The sequence below is a fragment of the Pseudoalteromonas sp. UCD-33C genome (assembly GCF_001306895.1).
Classification (GTDB): Bacteria; Pseudomonadota; Gammaproteobacteria; order Enterobacterales; family Alteromonadaceae; genus Pseudoalteromonas.
The window spans coordinates 522,495-542,027 of record NZ_LJTB01000001.1 but is presented as its reverse complement, the minus strand read 5'-3'; the positions used below and the strand labels follow the sequence as shown (position 1 = coordinate 542,027).

The 19,533-nt window shown below is 40.1% G+C and carries 19 protein-coding genes; 6 read left to right on the top strand and 13 right to left on the bottom strand.

Annotation, left to right across the window (positions count from 1 at the left end):
* Nucleotides 1-17: 17 nt before the first annotated feature.
* The 6 genes from AOG26_RS02345 to AOG26_RS02320 form a co-directional block, all read right to left on the bottom strand.
* Nucleotides 18-2,588, bottom strand: coding sequence for a M1 family metallopeptidase (locus AOG26_RS02345; protein ID WP_054561039.1), 2,571 nt, complete (start codon nucleotides 2,586-2,588; stop codon nucleotides 18-20).
* Between the two features lie 112 nt (nucleotides 2,589-2,700).
* Nucleotides 2,701-3,378, bottom strand: a complete 678-nt coding sequence (locus AOG26_RS02340) for a hypothetical protein (protein ID WP_054561038.1) — start codon at nucleotides 3,376-3,378, stop codon at nucleotides 2,701-2,703.
* Nucleotides 3,379-3,595: 217 nt separating this feature from the next.
* Entirely contained in the window at nucleotides 3,596-3,946 is a 351-nt protein-coding gene (locus AOG26_RS02335; RefSeq protein ID WP_054552718.1) for a DUF2750 domain-containing protein, read from the bottom strand.
* 17 nt (nucleotides 3,947-3,963) lie between these two features.
* Entirely contained in the window at nucleotides 3,964-4,542 is a 579-nt protein-coding gene (locus tag AOG26_RS02330) for a glutathione S-transferase family protein (protein WP_054561037.1), read from the bottom strand.
* A 60-nt stretch (nucleotides 4,543-4,602) separates the two neighbouring features.
* The gene (locus AOG26_RS02325; protein WP_054552716.1) at nucleotides 4,603-4,884 is read right to left on the bottom strand and encodes a peptidylprolyl isomerase; all 282 of its coding nucleotides are present in this window, start codon (nucleotides 4,882-4,884) and stop codon (nucleotides 4,603-4,605) included.
* A gap of 72 nt (nucleotides 4,885-4,956) precedes the next feature.
* Nucleotides 4,957-5,532: a glutathione peroxidase gene (locus tag AOG26_RS02320; protein WP_054561036.1), complete on the bottom strand. Its 576-nt coding sequence runs from the start codon at nucleotides 5,530-5,532 to the stop codon at nucleotides 4,957-4,959.
* Between the two features lie 75 nt (nucleotides 5,533-5,607).
* On the opposite strand from AOG26_RS02320, the gene AOG26_RS02315 reads away from it, so the two are divergent.
* From AOG26_RS02315 to AOG26_RS02305, 3 genes are all read left to right on the top strand, one after another.
* Nucleotides 5,608-6,099 carry a GNAT family N-acetyltransferase gene (locus tag AOG26_RS02315; protein WP_054561035.1) on the top strand — a complete coding sequence of 164 codons (492 nt, stop codon included), beginning with the start codon at nucleotides 5,608-5,610 and terminating at the stop codon, nucleotides 6,097-6,099.
* Nucleotides 6,100-6,242: 143 nt separating this feature from the next.
* On the top strand, nucleotides 6,243-8,192 hold the full coding sequence (locus tag AOG26_RS02310; protein ID WP_054561202.1) for a hybrid sensor histidine kinase/response regulator: 1,950 nt from the start codon (nucleotides 6,243-6,245) through the stop codon (nucleotides 8,190-8,192).
* A 19-nt stretch (nucleotides 8,193-8,211) separates the two neighbouring features.
* On the top strand, nucleotides 8,212-9,339 hold the full coding sequence (locus AOG26_RS02305) for a response regulator (protein WP_054561034.1): 1,128 nt from the start codon (nucleotides 8,212-8,214) through the stop codon (nucleotides 9,337-9,339).
* A gap of 20 nt (nucleotides 9,340-9,359) precedes the next feature.
* Here AOG26_RS02305 and queG read toward each other — a convergent pair whose 3' ends face one another.
* From queG to AOG26_RS02270, 7 genes are all read right to left on the bottom strand, one after another.
* Nucleotides 9,360-10,493 carry a tRNA epoxyqueuosine(34) reductase QueG gene (gene queG / locus AOG26_RS02300; protein ID WP_054561201.1) on the bottom strand — a complete coding sequence of 378 codons (1,134 nt, stop codon included), beginning with the start codon at nucleotides 10,491-10,493 and terminating at the stop codon, nucleotides 9,360-9,362.
* A gap of 71 nt (nucleotides 10,494-10,564) precedes the next feature.
* The gene (locus AOG26_RS02295; protein WP_054561033.1) at nucleotides 10,565-11,782 is read right to left on the bottom strand and encodes a methyl-accepting chemotaxis protein; all 1,218 of its coding nucleotides are present in this window, start codon (nucleotides 11,780-11,782) and stop codon (nucleotides 10,565-10,567) included.
* An 84-nt stretch (nucleotides 11,783-11,866) separates the two neighbouring features.
* Nucleotides 11,867-12,565, bottom strand: coding sequence for a glycerophosphodiester phosphodiesterase (locus AOG26_RS02290; protein WP_054561032.1), 699 nt, complete (start codon nucleotides 12,563-12,565; stop codon nucleotides 11,867-11,869).
* The gene (locus AOG26_RS02285; RefSeq protein WP_054561031.1) at nucleotides 12,562-13,428 is read right to left on the bottom strand and encodes a DMT family transporter; all 867 of its coding nucleotides are present in this window, start codon (nucleotides 13,426-13,428) and stop codon (nucleotides 12,562-12,564) included. Before AOG26_RS02285 ends, AOG26_RS02290 begins: the two co-directional genes overlap by 4 nt.
* Nucleotides 13,429-13,515: 87 nt before the next feature.
* Nucleotides 13,516-15,042, bottom strand: coding sequence for a polyamine aminopropyltransferase (locus AOG26_RS02280; RefSeq protein WP_235575456.1), 1,527 nt, complete (start codon nucleotides 15,040-15,042; stop codon nucleotides 13,516-13,518).
* Nucleotides 15,032-15,850 carry a hypothetical protein gene (locus AOG26_RS02275; protein ID WP_054561029.1) on the bottom strand — a complete coding sequence of 273 codons (819 nt, stop codon included), beginning with the start codon at nucleotides 15,848-15,850 and terminating at the stop codon, nucleotides 15,032-15,034. Before AOG26_RS02275 ends, AOG26_RS02280 begins: the two co-directional genes overlap by 11 nt.
* A gap of 20 nt (nucleotides 15,851-15,870) precedes the next feature.
* Nucleotides 15,871-16,719: a DUF350 domain-containing protein gene (locus tag AOG26_RS02270; protein ID WP_054561028.1), complete on the bottom strand. Its 849-nt coding sequence runs from the start codon at nucleotides 16,717-16,719 to the stop codon at nucleotides 15,871-15,873.
* 242 nt (nucleotides 16,720-16,961) lie between these two features.
* Between AOG26_RS02270 and AOG26_RS02265 the strand changes: the two genes are divergently transcribed.
* From AOG26_RS02265 to AOG26_RS02255, 3 genes are all read left to right on the top strand, one after another.
* Entirely contained in the window at nucleotides 16,962-17,666 is a 705-nt protein-coding gene (locus AOG26_RS02265; protein ID WP_054561027.1) for a tetratricopeptide repeat protein, read from the top strand.
* Nucleotides 17,667-17,740: 74 nt separating this feature from the next.
* A complete protein-coding gene (locus AOG26_RS02260; protein ID WP_054561026.1) occupies nucleotides 17,741-18,826 on the top strand; it encodes a sensor histidine kinase in 1,086 nt (361 codons plus the stop codon).
* Nucleotides 18,823-19,425, top strand: coding sequence for a response regulator transcription factor (locus AOG26_RS02255; RefSeq protein ID WP_054561025.1), 603 nt, complete (start codon nucleotides 18,823-18,825; stop codon nucleotides 19,423-19,425). The genes AOG26_RS02260 and AOG26_RS02255 overlap by 4 nt, the downstream gene beginning before the upstream one ends.
* The last annotated feature ends 108 nt before the right edge of the window (nucleotides 19,426-19,533 follow it).

Sequence of the window (19,533 nt, the reverse complement as noted above, 5' to 3'; positions counted from 1 at the left end):
TTTTGCATTTGCTTTAATTAGCGCTTAAGGAAGCTATTCACCGAGTTTAACTCACGGTTTTTCAGAGCAATACAATCATTAATGCTTTCTTCAAGCTTACTAAGAGAACGTGCATAACCTGGTACTTCAGTGATTTTATCGTTGAAGAAGGTTTTGGTTTTCTCTAGGCTTTTCGCATCACAGCTTGCCGTCGTGAAGAACGGTAAGTTTGGAACAAAGAACGGCGGTAAGTTCTTAGTGATGGCATCGTAATTGTTGTAAATCCACTCAATAAACAGTGCTTCACGCTCTTTACCGTAGCCTAACCCACCTAGTAAGGTACGCATATCAGAGGCTGTTACGTTATCTGTTAAGCTGTATTCTAGAACCGCTTTTTGTAACTCAGGTTTACCAAAGTAACCCATCGCTGCCAACATCTTAGTACGCACTTGTGGATCTTTGGTGGTTTTAAAGGTGTGTTTGTACTTTTCAAGTAACTTCGCATCGCCATGGTAAGCCGCAAGGTTTAAGTAAGTTGAGGCTAAATATGGGTCAACATTTTCAGGGTTGTTTAAGTACAGTGCCGCTTGTGCTTTTGCAGTATCAATGACTTTTTGGTCTTGACCATCAAAACCTAAACGGGCAATAACTTGCGCACGCAATTGCGATACCGCTGCATCTTCACCTGCTTTTGCTGTTAAACCATATTGTTTAGCAGCTGGTGCAATGCTGTTACGGATAAACTTAGGCCATAAGTCACGGTTGCTGTCGTCTTCGAATACGCGTTTTTGAGAAGCAAGGTAACCTAATGCTGTGTTTGCTACTAATGGGTGAGCATCACTCACAAAGGCTTCTAAAGTTTGCATTAAGTGAGCCGCAGATATAACGCCTGCATCAAGTAATGAATCAACCGCAGAAAGTAGCGCTAAGCGTTCACGCACCGTTAGCTTGTCAGCTGCGTTCTCTAGTAGGGCATTAAACTGAGCATCATCTAATACCCAGCGGTAATAACCCATGGCACCTTGATCTGGGTAGATCCACTCAGGTTCAAAGTCGAGAGTCAGTTGCTGTGTTTCTTTATTCAGCAGTACATTTGCGGTTTTAACTTTGTCGCCCGCACCATACTTAATTGCAACCGGAACATTCCAAAGTTGTGCTGGTGCATCAACGCCAGCATTTACAAAGCGGCTTTGGCTGATATTAATTTTCTTACCATCTTGCGTTACTTTGATAAGTGGGAAAGATGACTGTTCGATAAACGATTTAAGAACACTTGCTACATCTTTATTAGACGCTTCGCCTAGTGCTTGCCATAGATCAGCAGCTTCTGCATTTTTATACGAGAATTTCTTCAAGTAAGCACGAATACCTTGCTGGAATGCCTCTTCGCCAATCCAGTTTTCAACCATAGATAAAACCGCACTCCCTTTACTGTAGGCAAGGCCAAGGCCATCCATGATATCAGCTTCAGTTTTGATTGGCTTACGAATAGGTTTAGTACTTAAACGCGCATCCAGTGCCATTACATGGTTTTGTGGTAAGTCTAAGTGCGACTCAAATTCAGGGTTGATTTGTGCAGTGATTTTCGCTGCCATCCAACTTGCGAATGCTTCGTTTAACCATAAATCATTCCACCACTTCATAGTCACTAGGTTACCGTACCACTGGTGAGCTAACTCATGGGCAATGATTGATACATTACGCTCTTTTTTGCTGCGCGTTGCTGTTGCTAGGTCTACTAGTAAAATGTCTTCACGGTAAGTCACTAGGCCTGCGTTTTCCATTGCGCCAAATGGGAACTCTGGTACTGCCACTGAGTCTAGCTTTTTGTATACGTAAGGAATGCCAAAATAATCTTCTAGCGCTTTTAACACACGCGGCATATTTTCTTTTGCGTAATCAGCAAGGTGAATTTTACCTTGCGGAGTCAGTACACGGCCAGGGATTGGCATGCCTTTAATTTCAAGCTCTTCAAACGGACCCACAGCCATAGCGACTAAGTACGAAGGAATAGGTGGCGTTTTGTCGAAAAAGTGCGTTGTCATATCGCCGTCTACTTTGGTTTTTAAAACCGGTGTATTGGCATACACTTTTTGTGATGTTGGCGCTGTGATAGTTAGCTGAAAAGGTATTTTATAACTTGGCTCGTCAAAAACCGGGAATGCACGACGCGCATCGCTCATTTCAAATTGCGTGAAAAGATAAGGTGTACCTTGATCTAAAGTTTTATATAAACCAACACTTTGACGATTATAAGGTGCGGTAAAATCAACTTTTAAAGTGTATTTTCCTGGTTGGATTTTTTCTTCGCAAGCGAATTTGACTTTGCCTGTTTTTAGCATTTCAGCACTTAGGTCACAGTTTTCTGCACCTAAAATTTTCGCCATGCTAACTGCATAATCAATACCGTTTAATTCGATATAATTCGTTGCTTTTAGAACCTCTAAAGCAATTTCGGTATGACCAGAAAAATTGTCTTTGGCAGGATCAAGCGTAAGTTCTACTTGTTGTGAGCTAGGCTTGGCAAGCTTTTCGATAACATATTCATTGGCATGGGCAGAGCTAACAGCAAGTGCAACACTCACCGTTAATAGGCTTTTTAAGAACATAAGTATCCCTGATTTTTTGTTGTTAGAAAGGCACCTGCTATGAGGGGCGAATCACCATGCTATCAGGTTTTAATTTGAACAGTAATAAATAGTTAGTAACAAAGTTTGTCAGTTAATTATGGCGTTCAATGAAACGCTGCCAATGCAGTTGCGGGTTTATTTGTCGTATGTTTTGCAGCACGGTATTTAATAACTGCATATCAGTAAAGCGCTGCTCGTTGAAATCTTTAAAACCAAGCAAGTAGTTAAAGGCGTCTTTGCAGTTGGCTTGCAGTGCATGAATTCGCACTTGTTGTTCAAAGTTGAGCCGTAAACTGCTTATCGCGGTTTTCATACCTTGCTGATCAACTGTAGGAATAGCGCACTTTTGTAAATAACCAGCGCGTTCACCTTCACCCGAAAACCAAATACGTACTTTTTCGCTATAGCGACCTGATTTAGCGGGTAAATCAAACATCAGTCGTTGCTGATTTTGCTCATTTAAATAGCCTAAGTATTGGTCAAGTCCTGCATCGAGTAATGCATTGTGGATAGGGACATAGCGGGGTTTTATCTTGCCATGTGTATGAAAATCAAAGCAGCGAATTCCATCAAGGGTGACAATATTATCAAGGGTTAAATGGCCAATTTCATCGCTGTAGGCACCGGTGTAATAGGCAAATAAAGGCAGCCAAAAGTGCCAATGCTTAGCTTGTTCACGTGCTAAACGCTGATCACCATAAATGTAACCATTATACAGGGTATGTAATTCCATGGCCGAAAAGGGCCTACGACCAAGATGGGACTTCAACCTAATACCTTGATAATAAAGATGTGTCGAAGAGTATAACTGATATACCCAAACCACCTCAAGATGCGAGCTTCAGTTGGAATTAAAAGCGATTTAGGCAAGGCATTGATTGCAAGTAATAGTGGTTCTATTGTTAAAATCAATATAAGTATCAAGTTTCCAGCTAAACGACACTGCCATAAATACGGCCGTGTCGTTATAAGCTTAAGGATTGCGATTAATCGCAAAGAGCTTTAGCTAAACCAACCGGTTCGATTTCAACGCATACTTGATCATCGTTCCAGTTTAAACCAACAAGCGCATCATCTTCGTTAAGGTCTTCAACCCACTCATCAAGAAATTCGTCTAGGCCAATTTCAACAGGGGTATAGTCTTGCCACTCATCTTTACATTGCGCTTTTGCAGCGTCTTCAGTACCCCAAAGTAATAACACATCAGTGTCGCTAAATTGGTTTGATTCACAGACAACAAAACCACCATCTTCGGCACCCAGTGCCCACATAGATTCGTTCAAACGAACTTTTTCTACAAAGCTAACTAATTCTGATTCAATTTCGATATCGCTCATTTGCGTAACCCTTATCTTTATATTCGTGGATCTGTTTGTTGTACCGCCGCTTTATCGGCGAATTTATGATAAAAATCAACTAAGTTTTCTAGTTGGCTAAAATCAGTTAATTCGCGGAAGCGGATCCAATCTAGCAAGCAGTATAAACTGATGTTGAGGTATTCACAGCTTTTAAATACTGGCTCCGATAAATGAGTATTTAAATAGGCTAATGTTTCAACAATTCGCTCATTCTGTAAATTAAAAAATAGTTTGTCGCTGTTGGTATCAAACCCTGAACGCTGACTAAGTAAAATTTCTACCAGTGAATCATTGCAGGCATTGATAATGGTTAAGTAGTTCTCTTGCTGCCAGCTAAGTAACGGCTGATCAGCTTTCTCGAGCAAGTAGCGGATAATTGAGTTGGAATCACATAAGGTAAAATCATGGTCGATTAATACAGGAATTTTTCTGGCAGGGTTATGAGCAATCATGGTTTGTCTGTCTTGCTCAGAGAAAATATCCAAATTAACAAAATCAATAGGTAGGTTATTAAGTGTCGCCCAAATCCGAATACGGCGCACAAAAGGTGAGGTAGTAGAGCCTAGTAATTGCATGATGGTGTCCTTTGCAAAAAAAAGCCGCTGTGAAGCGGCTTTTTGAAATCAATTTGTTAATTAGTCAGTACGGCTTGTTACTTCTAAAAGATGATAACCAAACTGGGTTTGCACTGGGCCTTGAACTTGGTTAATTGGTGCAGAGAATACGACTTTGTCGAACTCTGGAACCATCATGCCAGGGCCAAACTCACCTAATGCACCGCCATCTTGACCAGATGGGCAATTAGAGTGAGCACGAGCAAGCTCTGCAAAGTCAGCTCCTTGCTCAATTTGCTGTTTTAAATCTAAACAGTGAGCTTCACTGTCTACGAGAATGTGTCTTGCACTGGCTACTGCCATAACATCTCCTAATGTGTGTTTTAGTATTAAATTACTAGTTTAGTTCAATATTTACCGAACGAAAAATTAAATTTATTTTGCAGTCAGCTCAGCTTCAATTGCATCGCGTAAAGTTTGCGATTGTGGCTTAGTTTTACTATTAAAGCGCTGTACTGTCTTACGGTCAGCAGACACTAAATATTTGTAAAAGTTCCAGTTAGGTGAGCTGGTTGCTTCGTTTAGGTGCTTGAATATCGGGTTTGCATCGCTACCGCGAACGGCACTGGTAGCAAGCATATTAAAGGTTACGCCATAATTAATGAAACATACTTTTGCAGTGTCTTTTTCATCGTCTTCTTCTTGGAAAAAGTCATCTGATGGAAATCCTAGTACTACTAAGCCTTGGTCTTTATATTCTTTATGAATAGCCTCTAAGCCTTCAAACTGGCCGGTAAAACCACAATTACTAGCGGTATTGACTATTAGGAGTGGTTTGTCTTTGAATTCGCAGAAGTTAATTGACTCTTTTGAACGTAACTTTCTCATTGTAACATTGGTAAAGTCATCACATTGGCTGCTTGCTTTAGCAGTTGGCGTAGCCTCAGTAGTTTGTGCTGCAAGGTTGGTTGTTATTAGACCTGCTGCAAGTAACAAAGCATATTTATACATAGTTATTTCCCGCTAGTTATTTGTGATGAATATACGTTAATATGCAGCAAAGTGATCATTTAATTTCAGCTATTTATGACGATTCGCAAAGCAATACAAAACGATTTAACTGACATAGTCGCTATTTATAACGAGACCATCCCTGGCCGTATGGTAACCGCAGATACTGAAGAGGTGTCGGTTGCAGACAAACAAGCTTGGTTTGATAGCCATACAGAAAAAAGACCTATTTTTGTTTTTGAGCAACAAGGTAAAGTGCTTGCTTGGCTGAGTTATAAGTCGTTTTATGGTCGCCCAGCCTACGATGGTACCGTTGAAATTAGCATTTACATCACCCAGCAAGCTCAAGGGAAGGGACTTGGTAAACAATTGCTTACATTTTCAGAACAGCATGCAAAAACACTTGATATCAAGGTGTTATTAGCTTTTATCTTTAGTCATAACCTACCAAGTATAAAACTGTTTAATCGCTTTGATTACAAGGTCTGGGGAGAGCTTCCCGAGATTGCGATCATGGATGATAAAGCCTATAGCCTTACTATTTTAGGTAAGCGTTTAGACAGTTAATTAGCTAAAAAGCTAATAAAAAATGCGGTACAAATTGTGACCCATTGCGATTTTAGGCTACGCTAAAATAGGTATTTATTATTAAGCGAGTCTAGTCTACTGTGCGAAGAATATTGATTGTTGATAGCAATAGTGTTTTAGCAATGCGGGTCAAGGTGCTACTAGAGCTGATTGGCTGTCGAGTTGAGCTATTACATTTTGCAATGGTTGATGATGCTGTTTTAGAGCAAGACTTTGATCTTGTTGCAGCTTCTCATGGTGTACCAACCACTGTTATTAAAACGCTAATGGGAGTGTTCGCACAAGAGCACTTCTTGCTGCTAGCGCCTAAAGCGCAGCGTAGTGATTTACTAGAGCATTTTAGTGAAGTAAATCGCCTATTACCTAATGCTGTGGTGATTTACCCCTTCTTTGCTAATAAAGAAATTAGCTCTTTATTAGAAGGGGTACTTGAGCTCGACAGCGATAATATTCTTCAACTTCCTACCGTGTTACTCGTTGATCACTGCGCAGAACGTTTGGCGCAAATAGCCCTAAACCTAAAAGGGGCACATATTAAAACCTTCACAGCTGATAATACTGCATCTGCTATGGATGTTATTAAAGAGCAGAACATTGATTTACTCATAAGTGATTTTACTTTTACTGATGGCACTGGACTTGAGCTCTTTAATAAGCTCAAAACATGTCAGCCTAATAGCCGCTGTTTACTTTATACTTCTAAACCTGATCAAGTCTCGATGGTGGCAGCTATTCGTCAAGGGGTAGAAGATGTGCTCATCAAGCCGGTTGATGATAATAGCCTGCTGCAATCAGTACATAAACTGTGGCAAACAGAACTATTAAGGCGTCATAACACTGAATTAGTCGAGCGTTTGCAAAATACAGTCGATGCACTCATAGAAAAAGACAGCTTACTACGCGTAATTTTTAAGCATACACCCGATGCCATTATTCTATTTGAGCGTGGTGGTAAGGTTATAGAAACTAACGACGCCTGCGAGCAGCTTTTTGAAAAACCGCTGAAAGAATTTGAGAATTGCTCTGTTTTTGAATTTTTTGATGTTGCTTCAACTGAGCGCATCAAAGATAAGATTGCGACTTTAAGTAAAAACCGACAATTTAGTTGTGACTTACGACTACTCAAGAAAAACGGCAGTGAGGTGCCTTTAGTTGGCTCGTTTAACGAAATCGACCACCACGGCGAAATTGCGCTAGCGGTGATCTTTAAAAATGTTACGCATCTTAAAGAGAAAGAAGATTTACTCGTTGAAGCTAAAGATTTGCTTGAAGAAGAGGTCAAAGCCCGCACAGCTCAGTTAGAGCATGCTAAAAATGTGGCAGAAGCGGCAAATCACAGTAAATCTGAGTTTTTAGCGAACATGTCTCATGAACTTAGAACACCTATGCATTCTATTTTAAGCTTTGCTCGCTTTGGGCTTGATAAGGTTGCTAATGACGATTTAAGTAAAGACAAGTTAAACAAGTATCTATCTAGAATTGAGCAAAGTGGTGAGCGATTATTATCGCTGCTGAATAACTTGCTCGATCTCTCAAAGCTCGATGTCGGGAAATTCCCGTTCAATCCGCAAAAGCATAACTTAAGCAATATTATAAAAACCAGCATTGATGATGTGTCGGGCACAGCCCTTGAAAGAAGTATTGCTATTCGGCCTATAGGTTTTGAACAGGGCATTGTGCTTGAGTGCGACGAAGAACAAATTAATCAAATTATGCGTAACTTGATAGGTAATGCACTGAAGTTTAGTGAGCCAAATAGCGAAATTGATATTTGTTTAGCGGTGAATGAGCAGATGGCCCAAATCGCTGTTATTGACCGCGGAATAGGGATCCCTGAACAGGAACTTGAAAAGATTTTTGCTAAGTTTGAGCAAAGCAGTAAAACCAACAGTGGTGCGGGAGGCACTGGGCTTGGATTAGCTATTTGCCGGGAATTTGTAGCCTTACATCAAGGCACTATTTCGGCAAGTAACAATGAGTACGGGGGCGCCACTATTTTGGTACGGCTGCCCTTAGAAATAGACTTGCCGCAACACTTGGCAAATGAACAACAGTCTATATCGATGAATTAATAAAAGGGAAGAGATAATTATGGCCTTGAAACGTATTTTAGCGGTTGATGATGAACCATTTAATTTAGAAATTATTGAAGAGATCCTTGAAGATCTCGATTTTGAACTGAAAATGGTTAATAGCGGCCCAGAATGCTTAGAAGTCGTAGAGCAGTTCGACCCACAAGTGATTTTACTCGATGTGAGCATGCCACAAATGAGTGGTTACGATGTCTGTCGTAAGCTGAAAGAAAACCCCAATACACAAAAAATTATTGTGATGTTTGTCTCAGCCAGGGGCACGGTTGAGGAGCGCATGGAAGGCTATTCTGTTGGTGCAGAAGACTACATTGTTAAACCATTTAGTCATGGTGAATTAAAACTTAAGTTACAACATTTAAATCAAGTACTAATTGAAAAAGAATCGCTAGAACAACAAGTTGAAGATGCTACGTCAACGGCATTTAATGCCATGGCAAACAGCAGTGAAATGGGACAAATTGTTAATTACATCGAGCATATTGGTTCGATTGATAATGAACAAGAGCTCGGCAAAGCCTTTTTAAACTGTTTAGGTGCGTTTGATTTACAAAGTAATGTGGAGTTTAGGTTAGATAACGAAGTATTACATTTCTCTGTGTCGGGTGTGTGCTCGCCGATTGTGATCGAGCTGTTTGAAATGCTGAAAAGCAAAGGTCGATTGCATGAGTTCTCAAATCGGATTTTAGTAAACTATGAAATGATTAGTTTGCTTATCTTAAATATGCCTGGGCAAGACCCCGATAAGCATGGCCGAATTCGAGACCATATCTGTTTTTTAGTCAGTGTTACAGAGCAACAGCTAAAAGCGATTCTCACTAAAAAAGAGCTTCTTCAGCAACAGCAACAGTTAAATGATGCTGTAGGTAAGGTGCACAGCAAATTTACAGGTTTGATTGAGCTTTTAAATGAAAACCGTATCAATAACGAAGCTGTATTTAAGCGGCTTCAAGAAGACTTAGAAAGTCGCATACCGACCATGGGCTTAGATGAAGACCAAGAGGTGTTTATCTATCAAAAGGTCGACGAAACCATTCAGAACTCAGTGGCTCGAGAGGAGTCTGTAAAAGGGGTTAAAGCGGCCTTTAAAGAAATTGAGAATGACCTATCGCTATTATTAACGCGGTAGGGCAAAGCTTGAGCTAGTCATCAAGCATCTCTGGGTAGGCCTTTTTCAACAATGCGAATTAAGCGCGCAGTTTTACGAAGCTTTAACTGGCGCTTATTTTTTTGCTGATCAAGCGCCCACTCGATATGCTCAGCGACCAAAGCTGTAGCTGTTGTTAACCTTTGCTCTAAAGCTTCGATTATTTGCTTGTTGTAATCAGCGTTACCTAATCCGACAGCGAGGTTTCTTAACCAACGTTCGTGGCCAATGCGGCGTATAGGGCTGCCTTCGGTATTTTTAAGAAAGGTTGCTTCATCCCATGCAAATAAAGTCAGTAAGTCTTGATCTTTAAGCTGTTTTCTTGGGTGAAAGTCAGCTTCATCGGTGAGCTGACCATAGCGATTCCATGGACACACTAATTGACAGTCATCACAGCCATAGACGCGATTCCCTAACAGTGGACGATACTCTTCTGGAATAGCGCCTTGCAGTTCAATAGTAAGGTAAGAGATACATTTACGGGCATCGACTACATAAGGCTCGACAATCGCACCGGTTGGGCACAGCGTCATACAGGCAACGCATTTCCCACAGCCTTCAAAGCTATTTTCTTCATCAATAGGGAGCGGTATATCAACAAACAGCTCACCTAAGAAAAACCAAGAGCCCGCCTCTTTATTGATTAATAAGCTATGTTTTCCACGCCAGCCCAAGCCTGCCTTTTCGGCTAGTTGTCTTTCAAGCACGGGGGCTGAGTCAACAAAGGGGCGAAAACCGAGCTGGCCAACTTGCTGCTCTATTTTTTGGCCTAACTTTTTCAGACGGTTGCGAATTAACTTATGATAGTCACGACCCAATGCATAGCGACTAATGTACGCTTTATCAGTCTGTTTGAGGTTTTTAGCAAAGCTTGCATCAGGCGGCAGGTAGTTCATTTTTACTGAGATGACTCGCTGCGTGCCAGGTACCAGCTCTGCTGGGCGCGCTCGCTTCATACCATGGGCTGCCATGTATTCCATCTCACCGTGATAGCCTAAATCTAACCAGCGCTGTAGCTGCGCTTCATGCTTCGTTAGGTCAATATCAGTGATCCCCACTTCTGCAAAGCCAAGGTCTTTACCCCATTGCTTTATTTGCAGTGCGAGTTGTTCATAATCAATAGCGGGTGTTGTCACGGTCAATAAAAAAGTAGCCAAGAAGCGGCTACTTTAACATATTTTGACTCAGAGCAGCAGTTAAAAGCCGATCACACAAAGCGTTTTAACTGCTCTTGGGTTTGTTGGCTCAGTTTGTGTGATTGTTGGCAATCAGCGAGTGATTCATCAATTTGCTGCTTAGCTTGCTCACCCAAAGCAACTATTTGCTCAACCGTTTGATGGGTCTGAGTTTGGGTTTGCTCTAGTAAATGCACCGCGCTGACAATCTGTTGTAGTTGTTGTTGGTTTTGCTCAAATTCGCCAAGCATATTGCTAAAGCCTGTTGAGGTGTTGCTAATGGCAGTTTCCGCTTCACTCGAGTGGCTAATTAACTGCTCAGACTCTTTATTGGTTTCGCTAACAAGGCTATTCATTTGATTAATAAAGTCACTGATCTGGCGAGTTGCATCGTTAACTTTAACCGATAGCGATCTAACTTCATCGGCAACCACCGCAAAACCTCGGCCTGCTTCACCGGCACGTGCCGCTTCGATTGCAGCATTTAGAGCAAGTAAATTGGTTTGATCAGAAAACTCTTCAACCATTTTTAAAATGGCACGAATGTTCTCGCTGTTTTCTTTAAGGCCAGACACTGTTGCTGAGAAGTTACCCAAAATTTGGCTAATCATCGCGACCTTTTTAACTAATGCCGATAACTCAGTGGCTGAGTGCTTAACAAAGTTTAAGTGTTCACTATTAACATGGTGCACGCTGTCAGTATTTGCTGAGATATTCTCTAGGCTTGAAGTAATTTGGTTGCTTGAATCAGTAATGGTTTGACTGAATTTTATTTGCTGGTGGCTCATTTCTGCGGTTTGCTGCATCGAATGAGTCATCTTTGAACTACTATCTGCACTGGCTTGTGCACTTTGATAAGTAGTTGCTAATAGGTTTGCTAAATGAACTGTAAAGGTATTGTACTGCTCACTTAAATCACGAAATTCATCGTAGGTAAAATGCGGTAACTTGGCAGATAAATCGGCATCATGGCGGTTGATTTGCTCAAGTGTATCGCGCATTGCTTGCACTGGGCGCACAATTAAAAAGCGCATGTAGAAAATAGTAAAAATAAAGCTCGCGATGATAACAAAGGTCATTAACCAAAATAGTCCCATGCCAGCTTGTTGTTCTGAAAGGCTGCTATAAAGCCAGATCAAAGTAATGGCTTGAAACGCAAACACAAAACCTAAATTACCGACAATTTTACGTGTAAGAGTGTAAAAGAAAGTTTGTTCGATAAAATTGTAAATGCGCATATAGCTACTCATTAAGGTGTTGTGTTGATTCATTTTGGCGTAATTTTTTATTATTCAATGTCACATAATTCAACAGTATAGCTTAGTTTTGTTGAGTTACAGTGACTGCAGTGTCATTTGTGTATGACACGGAAAATTAGTAAAAATACCATCTACGCCATACTCTAGCATTAATTCGATATCTTCCACTTTATCGACCGTGTAAGCATAAACTTGAAGGCCGCGTTGTTTTGCGTCAGCAACAAACTCATGGTTTATAAAGTTTTTATCTACATGAATGCTATAGGCATGGAGTTTTTGCGCAAACTCGCTGTAATTAATTGGGATAGAAGCGGTTAGTGCACCAATCTTTACCCACGGCAATTTTTGCTTTAGCCACATCAGTTGATGGTGATCGAATGAAGAGACTAGCAGGTTATCCCGAGAAATTTTCCCTGCGCTAACGTTTGATTCTATAAGCTCTACAAATTTATCTAACGAAAAAGTATGTTTAAGCTCTAAATTAAGTAAAGTTTTATCAGCAACCCAATCGATTGCCTGTTGTAAAGTGGGCACGCACTCGCCATTGCCTGCATCGTATTGTTGAATTTGCTCTTTTGAGCAGGCGTTTACTTTACCGCGACCAGAGGTTGTACGATCAAGCCAAGTGTCGTGAATAATCATGTAATCATCAAGGCAGCTTTGCACATCAATTTCGATGCCATCTACTGCTAAATCAACAGCTGCGATAATGGCGCTTTGAGTATTTTCTGGGTAGGTACCACTGGCACCTCTGTGAGCGAATACTTTCATCATTGCTTATACCTACGAGTCACTGACCATGTTTCATAAAAAGCGGCACTAATCACCAGTGCGCCACCAATAAGAGTGCTAATTGAAGGTTGCTCATGCAAAATTAAAAAAGCGAAAAACGTACCGTATAAAGGCTGCAAACACGATATCAAACCAGCGGTTGAAGCTGATAAGTTTTTTAGGCTTGCTGCAAACAGTGAATGCGGTGCTGCTGTAAAAATAACTCCTACGGTAATTAATAGCAGCCAATTTATTGTATCAACTTGTAATGGCGGTACTTCGACAAAGGCGCATAGCATAATGCAGGCGATCCAAGTTTGATAAAGCATGGTTTGTGGGCCGCCATATTGGCTAAAGTAACGCTTGTGAACGATATTTCGAAAAGCAAAAAAGAACGCTGACAAAATACCAATAGCAATTCCGAGTGTGACATCATTGCCTAAGCTGGCATCAGGAATAAGTAAATAAATACCAAGCATCACCACCAAGGCGCTAAAAATATCTTTGAGCTGTGGTTTACTGCCATGAAATAAAGGCTCTAAAAATACCGTGATAACAGGGTAAGTAAAAAAGGCAATCATACCGACTGCAATACCTGCTAGTTGCATACCTGCGAAGTAGGTGAGCCAATGTATTCCAACAGTGATACCAAGTAACAAGGCTATAAGGTAGTCGCGACGCGAGTGAAGCTTAATCGCTTTGTGTTGAATTGTAAGTAAGATCAGTAAGGCACAGCCTGCAATTGCTGTTCGGTAAACGGTAATATCTAATGCACTTAAGCTGACTAGCTTGGCGAATAATGCAGTACCACCAAAGAGTAGCACTGCAATGTGTAAGTATATTAGGCTCTGTTTGTGCGCCTGCATTACAAACCTTGTTATTGTTGTTATTAACTCTCTTTGTAACGGTAATCCTTTACTTTGTAAACTCCCCAAATGGGCTAATCCATTCGTTTAGTTCCAATATTTCCATCCCTGCAAGTAATAGTGCAGCACATTAGGCTCATCAAGTGTCGATACTTTTTCATTGTTAGCGCTAATATCCGGCGTAAAAATAAACAATTGTGCGTCATTTTCTGGGCGGTAAAAGCGGGTTTTAACTGGCAATACTTGTTGGTTACTGCACATCAAGTTGCAAGCCATAATAAAGCCCCATTCGCCAAAAGAGGGCACATTTAAATGATATGGCAAGGTATGCGCAAAGCCTGCTGCACTGAGTGTGTTATTGATAGACCAAAATGCTTGCTTCGCAAAAAATGGGCTGGTGGCCTGGGTCACTACTATACCGTTATTTGGTAATCGTGTTTTTACTAGTTGATAAAACTGCTGACTGTAAAGCCGTGCTAAATTGATTGCTTTTGGATCCGGTAAATCAATAAAAATAATATCGAAAAGCTGTTCGTTTTGCTCAACAAACACATAAGCATCTTGATGAATAACCGTCACTTTAGGGTCACTGAGTGAGTGCTTGTTAAGAGTTGTCAGGTTGTGATTAGTTTGCGCAAGCCTAGCGACTGCCGGGTCTAAATCGACTAGGGTAATAGATTCTATTTGCGGGTATTTCAAAAGCTCTCTGGTTGCTAAGCCATCGCCACCGCCTAAAATTAGAATACGTTTGGCATTACCATGGCGCACCATAGCGGGATGAATAAGCGCTTCGTGATAGCGATACTCATCAATCGATGAAAACTGTAAGCCACCGTTTAAATAAAGCCGAATATCATCTTTATGACGAGTCAGTACAATTTGTTGGTAGGGCGTTTGCTCTGAGTGTACAACACGGTCATCGTAGATTTGGCTTTGCCAAAGATGGGTGAGCTGTTTACTAGCAAATAAGCAAAGCACTAATACTGAGCAGACTAAAACTAATGTGAGTCTAAGCACTTTTCGACGATTTGGGCTGATATGGTCGATAAAGTACCACAGCAATAACAGCGCAATACTTAGATTCATTAAGCCAAAGCTTAAGGCTGTTTTAAAAACCCCAAGCCAAGGTAAAAATAGAAAAGGAAACAGTAAAGTCGCAAGCAGGGCGCCAAAGTAGTCAATAGATAACACATTAGCGAGGTTTGCTTTTAGCGCATAATGTTTTTCCATTAGGCGACTTAACAGCGGAATTTCTAAGCCAATCAAAATCCCTATTAGCGTAGTGAGTAAAATACTAATTGCTTGCAGTGGTAAACCAAACGCATAGCAGAAATACAGCAATGGCACACTCAAACCGCCAAGTAGTGCAAGCGCAAGCTCAAAACCAATAAAATACACCAGCAATGGCTTATCAGGCACAAAGCGGGAAAAATAAGAGCCAACCCCCATTGCTGCCATATAGACGCCAATCGTCAGGGAAAATTGAGTGATGCTATCACCCAAAAAGTAGGCACCAGTGGTTGCGATCAGTAGCTCATAGATAATTGAGCAAAGGCCAGCAACAAAAATACTAAACAGTAAAATGTGGCTTTCGCGAATTGATTTATTTACCACCAGGGCCGCCTCGTGAACGGAAACCTGCACTACCAATACTTTGCTCACGTAATTGTTTATCAACGCTTATTGTGAGGTGGTGATAGGAGTAAACTTGCCAATCTTGCTCTTTGTCACCTTTGCTATATGCCAAGAAGGAAAAGAAGAGCACGGGTGCTAAAAACAGTAACACAATAGGCCAAACAGAGATGCGCGATTCCATTGCTTTTATAGCCTCAGGGTTTAACTTATTGATTGGTTTATAAGTAATATCGGAGCCTTCACGCTCAGCTTCTAAACGATGCAGCATTACAAATAGCGCTACACCGCCGATGAAGCCAGAAATCCATAACAGCGGTAGCATGAAATTACTGTTACCTTTGATTGGGATAATACGAAACGTATAACTAAAATGTTCGGCACGCTTATTTGGGCCAAACGTACTACTGACGTAGGCGCTATATTGCCCCTTCTTTGGGAAGTGGACATCGTGATGAGTATAATCACGGTACTCAGTCCATTTGCCATCTGAATCGTGTCCGGTTTCGGCCCAAAGTTCATCAGAGTAACTAAATAAGTAGTTACCATCAGGGTCAAAAATTTCGATATCAATAGCTTTCCAAGAGTTTAAAGGCAGTCTGCCTTTAATTTCTAAGCGCATCATTTGGCCATCTTCTGGCACTGTAAATAGGTAAGGTTTGTCTTGTCCGTCGTAGTCTTTAAAGTTGCCATATTGGCCACTAATAAGTGGCGCTTGTAGATCTGCACGTATCACTAAGCAAACAACAAATGTGATAGCGGCAATAATAAAAAGCTTATAGATGTTCATCCATTACTCCATAAATAAGCTTAAATAGCGATAGTGATGATAACAGCAACACAGATTGCAATGCTGCTTTCAATAACCGCAACGGCGGTGTTTTTGTCGTGCATTGCTTGGTCGAGTGAAATTTTGCTAAAGATAATTTTATCAACGAGGTAACGCACAATTGGTAAAATTAAAAAGCCAAATAATGCGTCAATAAAGAATAAGCTTAAGCTTTGTTGCCAAGTATGAAAGCCACCAATGAGCGCATGACACAAGATAATAGCTAACGCCAACATAGTGCCAGAAAAGCTAAGTGCAACGGCTTTGTTGCCTTTTTCGAGCTGTTCGTGAAGATTAAAAGCAGTGAGGTGATCATAGCCTTTGGCAAAAATGATCAGCATTAGTTGCCCTAAAAAATAAAACACAATGGCCGATAACCAGCTGCCTTCGCCGGTTAATGCGCCACCAATGATCAGTGCAGCAGCCATATAGTTTGCCGCTTGTACTAGGCCTACTGCCTCGTTTTGTTGGTTAATTAATTGCTCTTGGTTGCAGAACAAGCGCAGCAGTAATTTGTCATTTAAAATACGTGAGCAGGTTAGCAGCACCATACCTAATACACTGTACAGTGATACATTCATCAAATCTCTTAGTAAACCTTGGCTAGGTCCAGCTAAAACAAAGCCATAAATAATGGTAATTGCCCCTAAGTAGCCGCCAATAGATAAACCCAAGGCACTGTTGGCATTATCGGTTAATTGGCTGGTGGTGTTATAAGGGGTTGCTAAGTTATACGACAGTTTTGCAACGGCTATGATCGCAATGAACAGACCAATATAGGCGCTGTTGTAGGCCATCGTTGCGAGGTAGTGGGTTAAGTTAATATCCATATAATTATGTTAGCTTGTTGTTATTTTCCGAAAATATTAACACAGAGTGTTTGTTGCAAAGAATATCAACGCTTCATTTTTGGCAGAATTAATCAATTTCTTAAAAGTTTCATCGCTTTTTTATGACAATTGTCATGATGTATTGCTTACAAATGTCGTTAAACACTCATTCTTTTTTAAGTAACACTATATCTGTACCGATACATGTCGGTTTGTCATTCATTAATATAAAGGGTATAGCTATGAATCTAATTACTAAAAATTTTTACGCGTTATTCGCTGCGGCAATTACATTTAACACAAATTACGTATTTGCTGAACAAAGTACTATAGATAGTATTGAACTTGCATCTCAACAGCATAACTTGTCAGAACTTACCGAAATAGCAAAAAATGCAGCAGGGTATGATGCAGCGCTTGTGAATTATCGCCTTGCTATTACACATAATATCATGGGTGAAACTGAAAAAGCGCTTGCCTTACTTGATATTGCACAAACAGCGCTTTTAGACGATAAACTTGACGCAGATAAAAGTGAGGCAAACGCATTGCTTGCTCAAGTGTATGGTTATCGTATTTCGATTAAACCTATTACAGGTTTTTACTACGGCATAAAATCGAACAATGCGTTAAATAATGCGGTGCAAATTGACAAAAGTAATCCTCGTGCTCATCTAGTTAAAGGTATAATTGCTTTAAACACACCTAGCATGTTTGGTGGCAGTAAACAGCAAGCGCTTAGTTCATTGAATGAGTCTCTAATTCACTATCAAAATGATAATAATGATGGTTATAAATGGGGGCAGGCGGAAGCATATGTCTGGCGTGGGTTAACATATTTAGCACTAAATGATGTGCAAAAAGCAGTGCAAGATTGGCAAACATCACTTGACCTTGCACCAAACTATACATGGCCTAAAATTTTGATAAATAAAAATAAGCAGTAACTAATCGTGGGCAGCCATATGCTGCCCAAGTTTAGATAAGATTTAAAAAAGCCAAAAAATGGGATTGAGCATAAATGAAAAGTGATAGTTTTAGACAAAGCTTAGCAATTGAAAAAAAGCCTTACTGGGTCTGGGGGCCACTTGTTTTTTCAAGTTTTTATTTTTTACCGTTGATTCTAAGTTTTGAGCAATTCGCAGCTTTAGATATTTTTATTATAGTTATGATATATATAACTTTTATTTTTTACTATGTTAAAGCTGCTAACGCAAAAGGTGAAGATGCGCTCATTCCAGTGTCTATCATTGTTATTATCGCAACTTTTGGTACATATTTAACTCTTGGAACACAAACTTTATTTGGCTTTGCTTGCTATTTTTTTGGGTTCAACTTTAGACAACAAAAAGGCGTTTTAGGGCTAGTTGCTGTTGCTTTAAGTATTTTTTTCGCGGTGTATTTATTTGATTTGAATAATCCATATTTTATTGCGCCAGCACTCATCATCAGCATTGCACTTTATTTTATGGGACGTGCTGAGAGGCGTGAACGAATACACCAGTTAAGTGAACAAAAAAGTCAACATCAAATAGAACAGTTGGCAATGATTGCTGAACGTGAACGCATTGCACGAGACCTTCATGATTTAGCTGGTCACAGTCTATCGTCGATTGCTCTAAAAGCAGAACTAGCCGAAAAGTTAATTGTTAATGATAAGGTTGAGCAAGCACAGAGTGAAATAAAGCAAGTGGCGGCCATTAGCCGAGATTTACTCAGTGATATTCGTAAAGCAGTAACAAATATGAAACAGTTTAACCTCACTAAACAGTTAGAGTTTTTACAAGAAGAGCTAACACAAAATGGCTTTAATGTAATAGTAAACAATGAATTAACAAACTTATCGACAGCAACACAAAAAACCGTATCGCTTATTCTTACTGAGGCTTGCACTAATATTTTAAGGCATAGTAAAGGGAATGAAGTTTTAATTGATATTAGTAAGGAACTAATATCAATTAAGGATAACGGTATAGTAACCACATTTAAAAGTGGCAATGGCATTAATGGCATTAAGCAGCGTACTGAAGCACTTGGCGGAGAGCTTATTGTGGAAAATAAAAAAGGGTTTAACCTGACTATGAATTTTCAAGCGAATTTATCATGATTAATTTACTCATTGTTGAAGATCAGCAAATGGTTAGGGAAGCAATTAGTGCGCTTGTTGGACTTGATCCATTTATTAATGTCGTTGGGCAAGCAGAGGATGGCAAAGCTGCACTTAAATTTATTGAACAAAATAAGATTGATATGGTGTTATCAGATATTGAAATGCCCAATATGTCAGGCATCGAATTGGTAGAAATACTGAGTAAGCGCCATTCTGATATTAAAACCATGATAATAACTACATTTTCAAAGGCAGGTTACATAAAGCGTGCTATGAAAGCAGATGTTCGCGCCTTTATTTTAAAGGAAGCGCCATCAGAGCATTTAATTAATGCAATAAAATCAGTCAATCAAGGCCGAAGAGTCATTGATCCCGAACTTGCTTTACTTGCATTATCTGACACTGATCCATTGACTAATAAAGAACGCAAAGCATTAAAATTAGCCGGTGATGGCTTAAAAACTCAAGATATTGCAAAAACATTGTTTTTATCAGAAGGGACGGTTAGAAATTATCTTTCAGAAGCAATGAGTAAACTAAATGCGGTAAACCGAGTAGATGCTGCTCGCATAGCAAGACAAAAAGGGTGGTTATAAGGTCCTTAATTTTGCTATTAAATTATTGAACAATTTGAGTGCGAAAACTGGTTTAATCAATTTCTTAAAAGTTTCATAGCTTTTGCCTGTCTCATTGTTAGGTTATGG

What these genes read in the sequence shown, in the direction of transcription:
- AOG26_RS02345 (WP_054561039.1), bottom strand. Translation starts at nt 2,588, where the DNA reads ATGTTCTTAAAAAGCCTATTAACGGTGAGTGTTGCACTTGCTGTTAGC.
- AOG26_RS02335 (WP_054552718.1), bottom strand. Translation starts at nt 3,946, where the DNA reads ATGAGCGATATCGAAATTGAATCAGAATTAGTTAGCTTTGTAGAAAAA.
- AOG26_RS02330 (WP_054561037.1), bottom strand. Translation starts at nt 4,542, where the DNA reads ATGCAATTACTAGGCTCTACTACCTCACCTTTTGTGCGCCGTATTCGG.
- AOG26_RS02325 (WP_054552716.1), bottom strand. Translation starts at nt 4,884, where the DNA reads ATGGCAGTAGCCAGTGCAAGACACATTCTCGTAGACAGTGAAGCTCAC.
- AOG26_RS02320 (WP_054561036.1), bottom strand. Translation starts at nt 5,532, where the DNA reads ATGTATAAATATGCTTTGTTACTTGCAGCAGGTCTAATAACAACCAAC.
- AOG26_RS02315 (WP_054561035.1), top strand. Translation starts at nt 5,608, where the DNA reads ATGACGATTCGCAAAGCAATACAAAACGATTTAACTGACATAGTCGCT.
- AOG26_RS02310 (WP_054561202.1), top strand. Translation starts at nt 6,243, where the DNA reads ATGCGGGTCAAGGTGCTACTAGAGCTGATTGGCTGTCGAGTTGAGCTA.
- AOG26_RS02305 (WP_054561034.1), top strand. Translation starts at nt 8,212, where the DNA reads ATGGCCTTGAAACGTATTTTAGCGGTTGATGATGAACCATTTAATTTA.
- AOG26_RS02295 (WP_054561033.1), bottom strand. Translation starts at nt 11,782, where the DNA reads ATGAGTAGCTATATGCGCATTTACAATTTTATCGAACAAACTTTCTTT.
- AOG26_RS02290 (WP_054561032.1), bottom strand. Translation starts at nt 12,565, where the DNA reads ATGATGAAAGTATTCGCTCACAGAGGTGCCAGTGGTACCTACCCAGAA.
- AOG26_RS02285 (WP_054561031.1), bottom strand. Translation starts at nt 13,428, where the DNA reads ATGCAGGCGCACAAACAGAGCCTAATATACTTACACATTGCAGTGCTA.
- AOG26_RS02275 (WP_054561029.1), bottom strand. Translation starts at nt 15,850, where the DNA reads ATGAACATCTATAAGCTTTTTATTATTGCCGCTATCACATTTGTTGTT.
- AOG26_RS02270 (WP_054561028.1), bottom strand. Translation starts at nt 16,719, where the DNA reads ATGGATATTAACTTAACCCACTACCTCGCAACGATGGCCTACAACAGC.
- AOG26_RS02265 (WP_054561027.1), top strand. Translation starts at nt 16,962, where the DNA reads ATGAATCTAATTACTAAAAATTTTTACGCGTTATTCGCTGCGGCAATT.
- AOG26_RS02260 (WP_054561026.1), top strand. Translation starts at nt 17,741, where the DNA reads ATGAAAAGTGATAGTTTTAGACAAAGCTTAGCAATTGAAAAAAAGCCT.
- AOG26_RS02255 (WP_054561025.1), top strand. Translation starts at nt 18,823, where the DNA reads ATGATTAATTTACTCATTGTTGAAGATCAGCAAATGGTTAGGGAAGCA.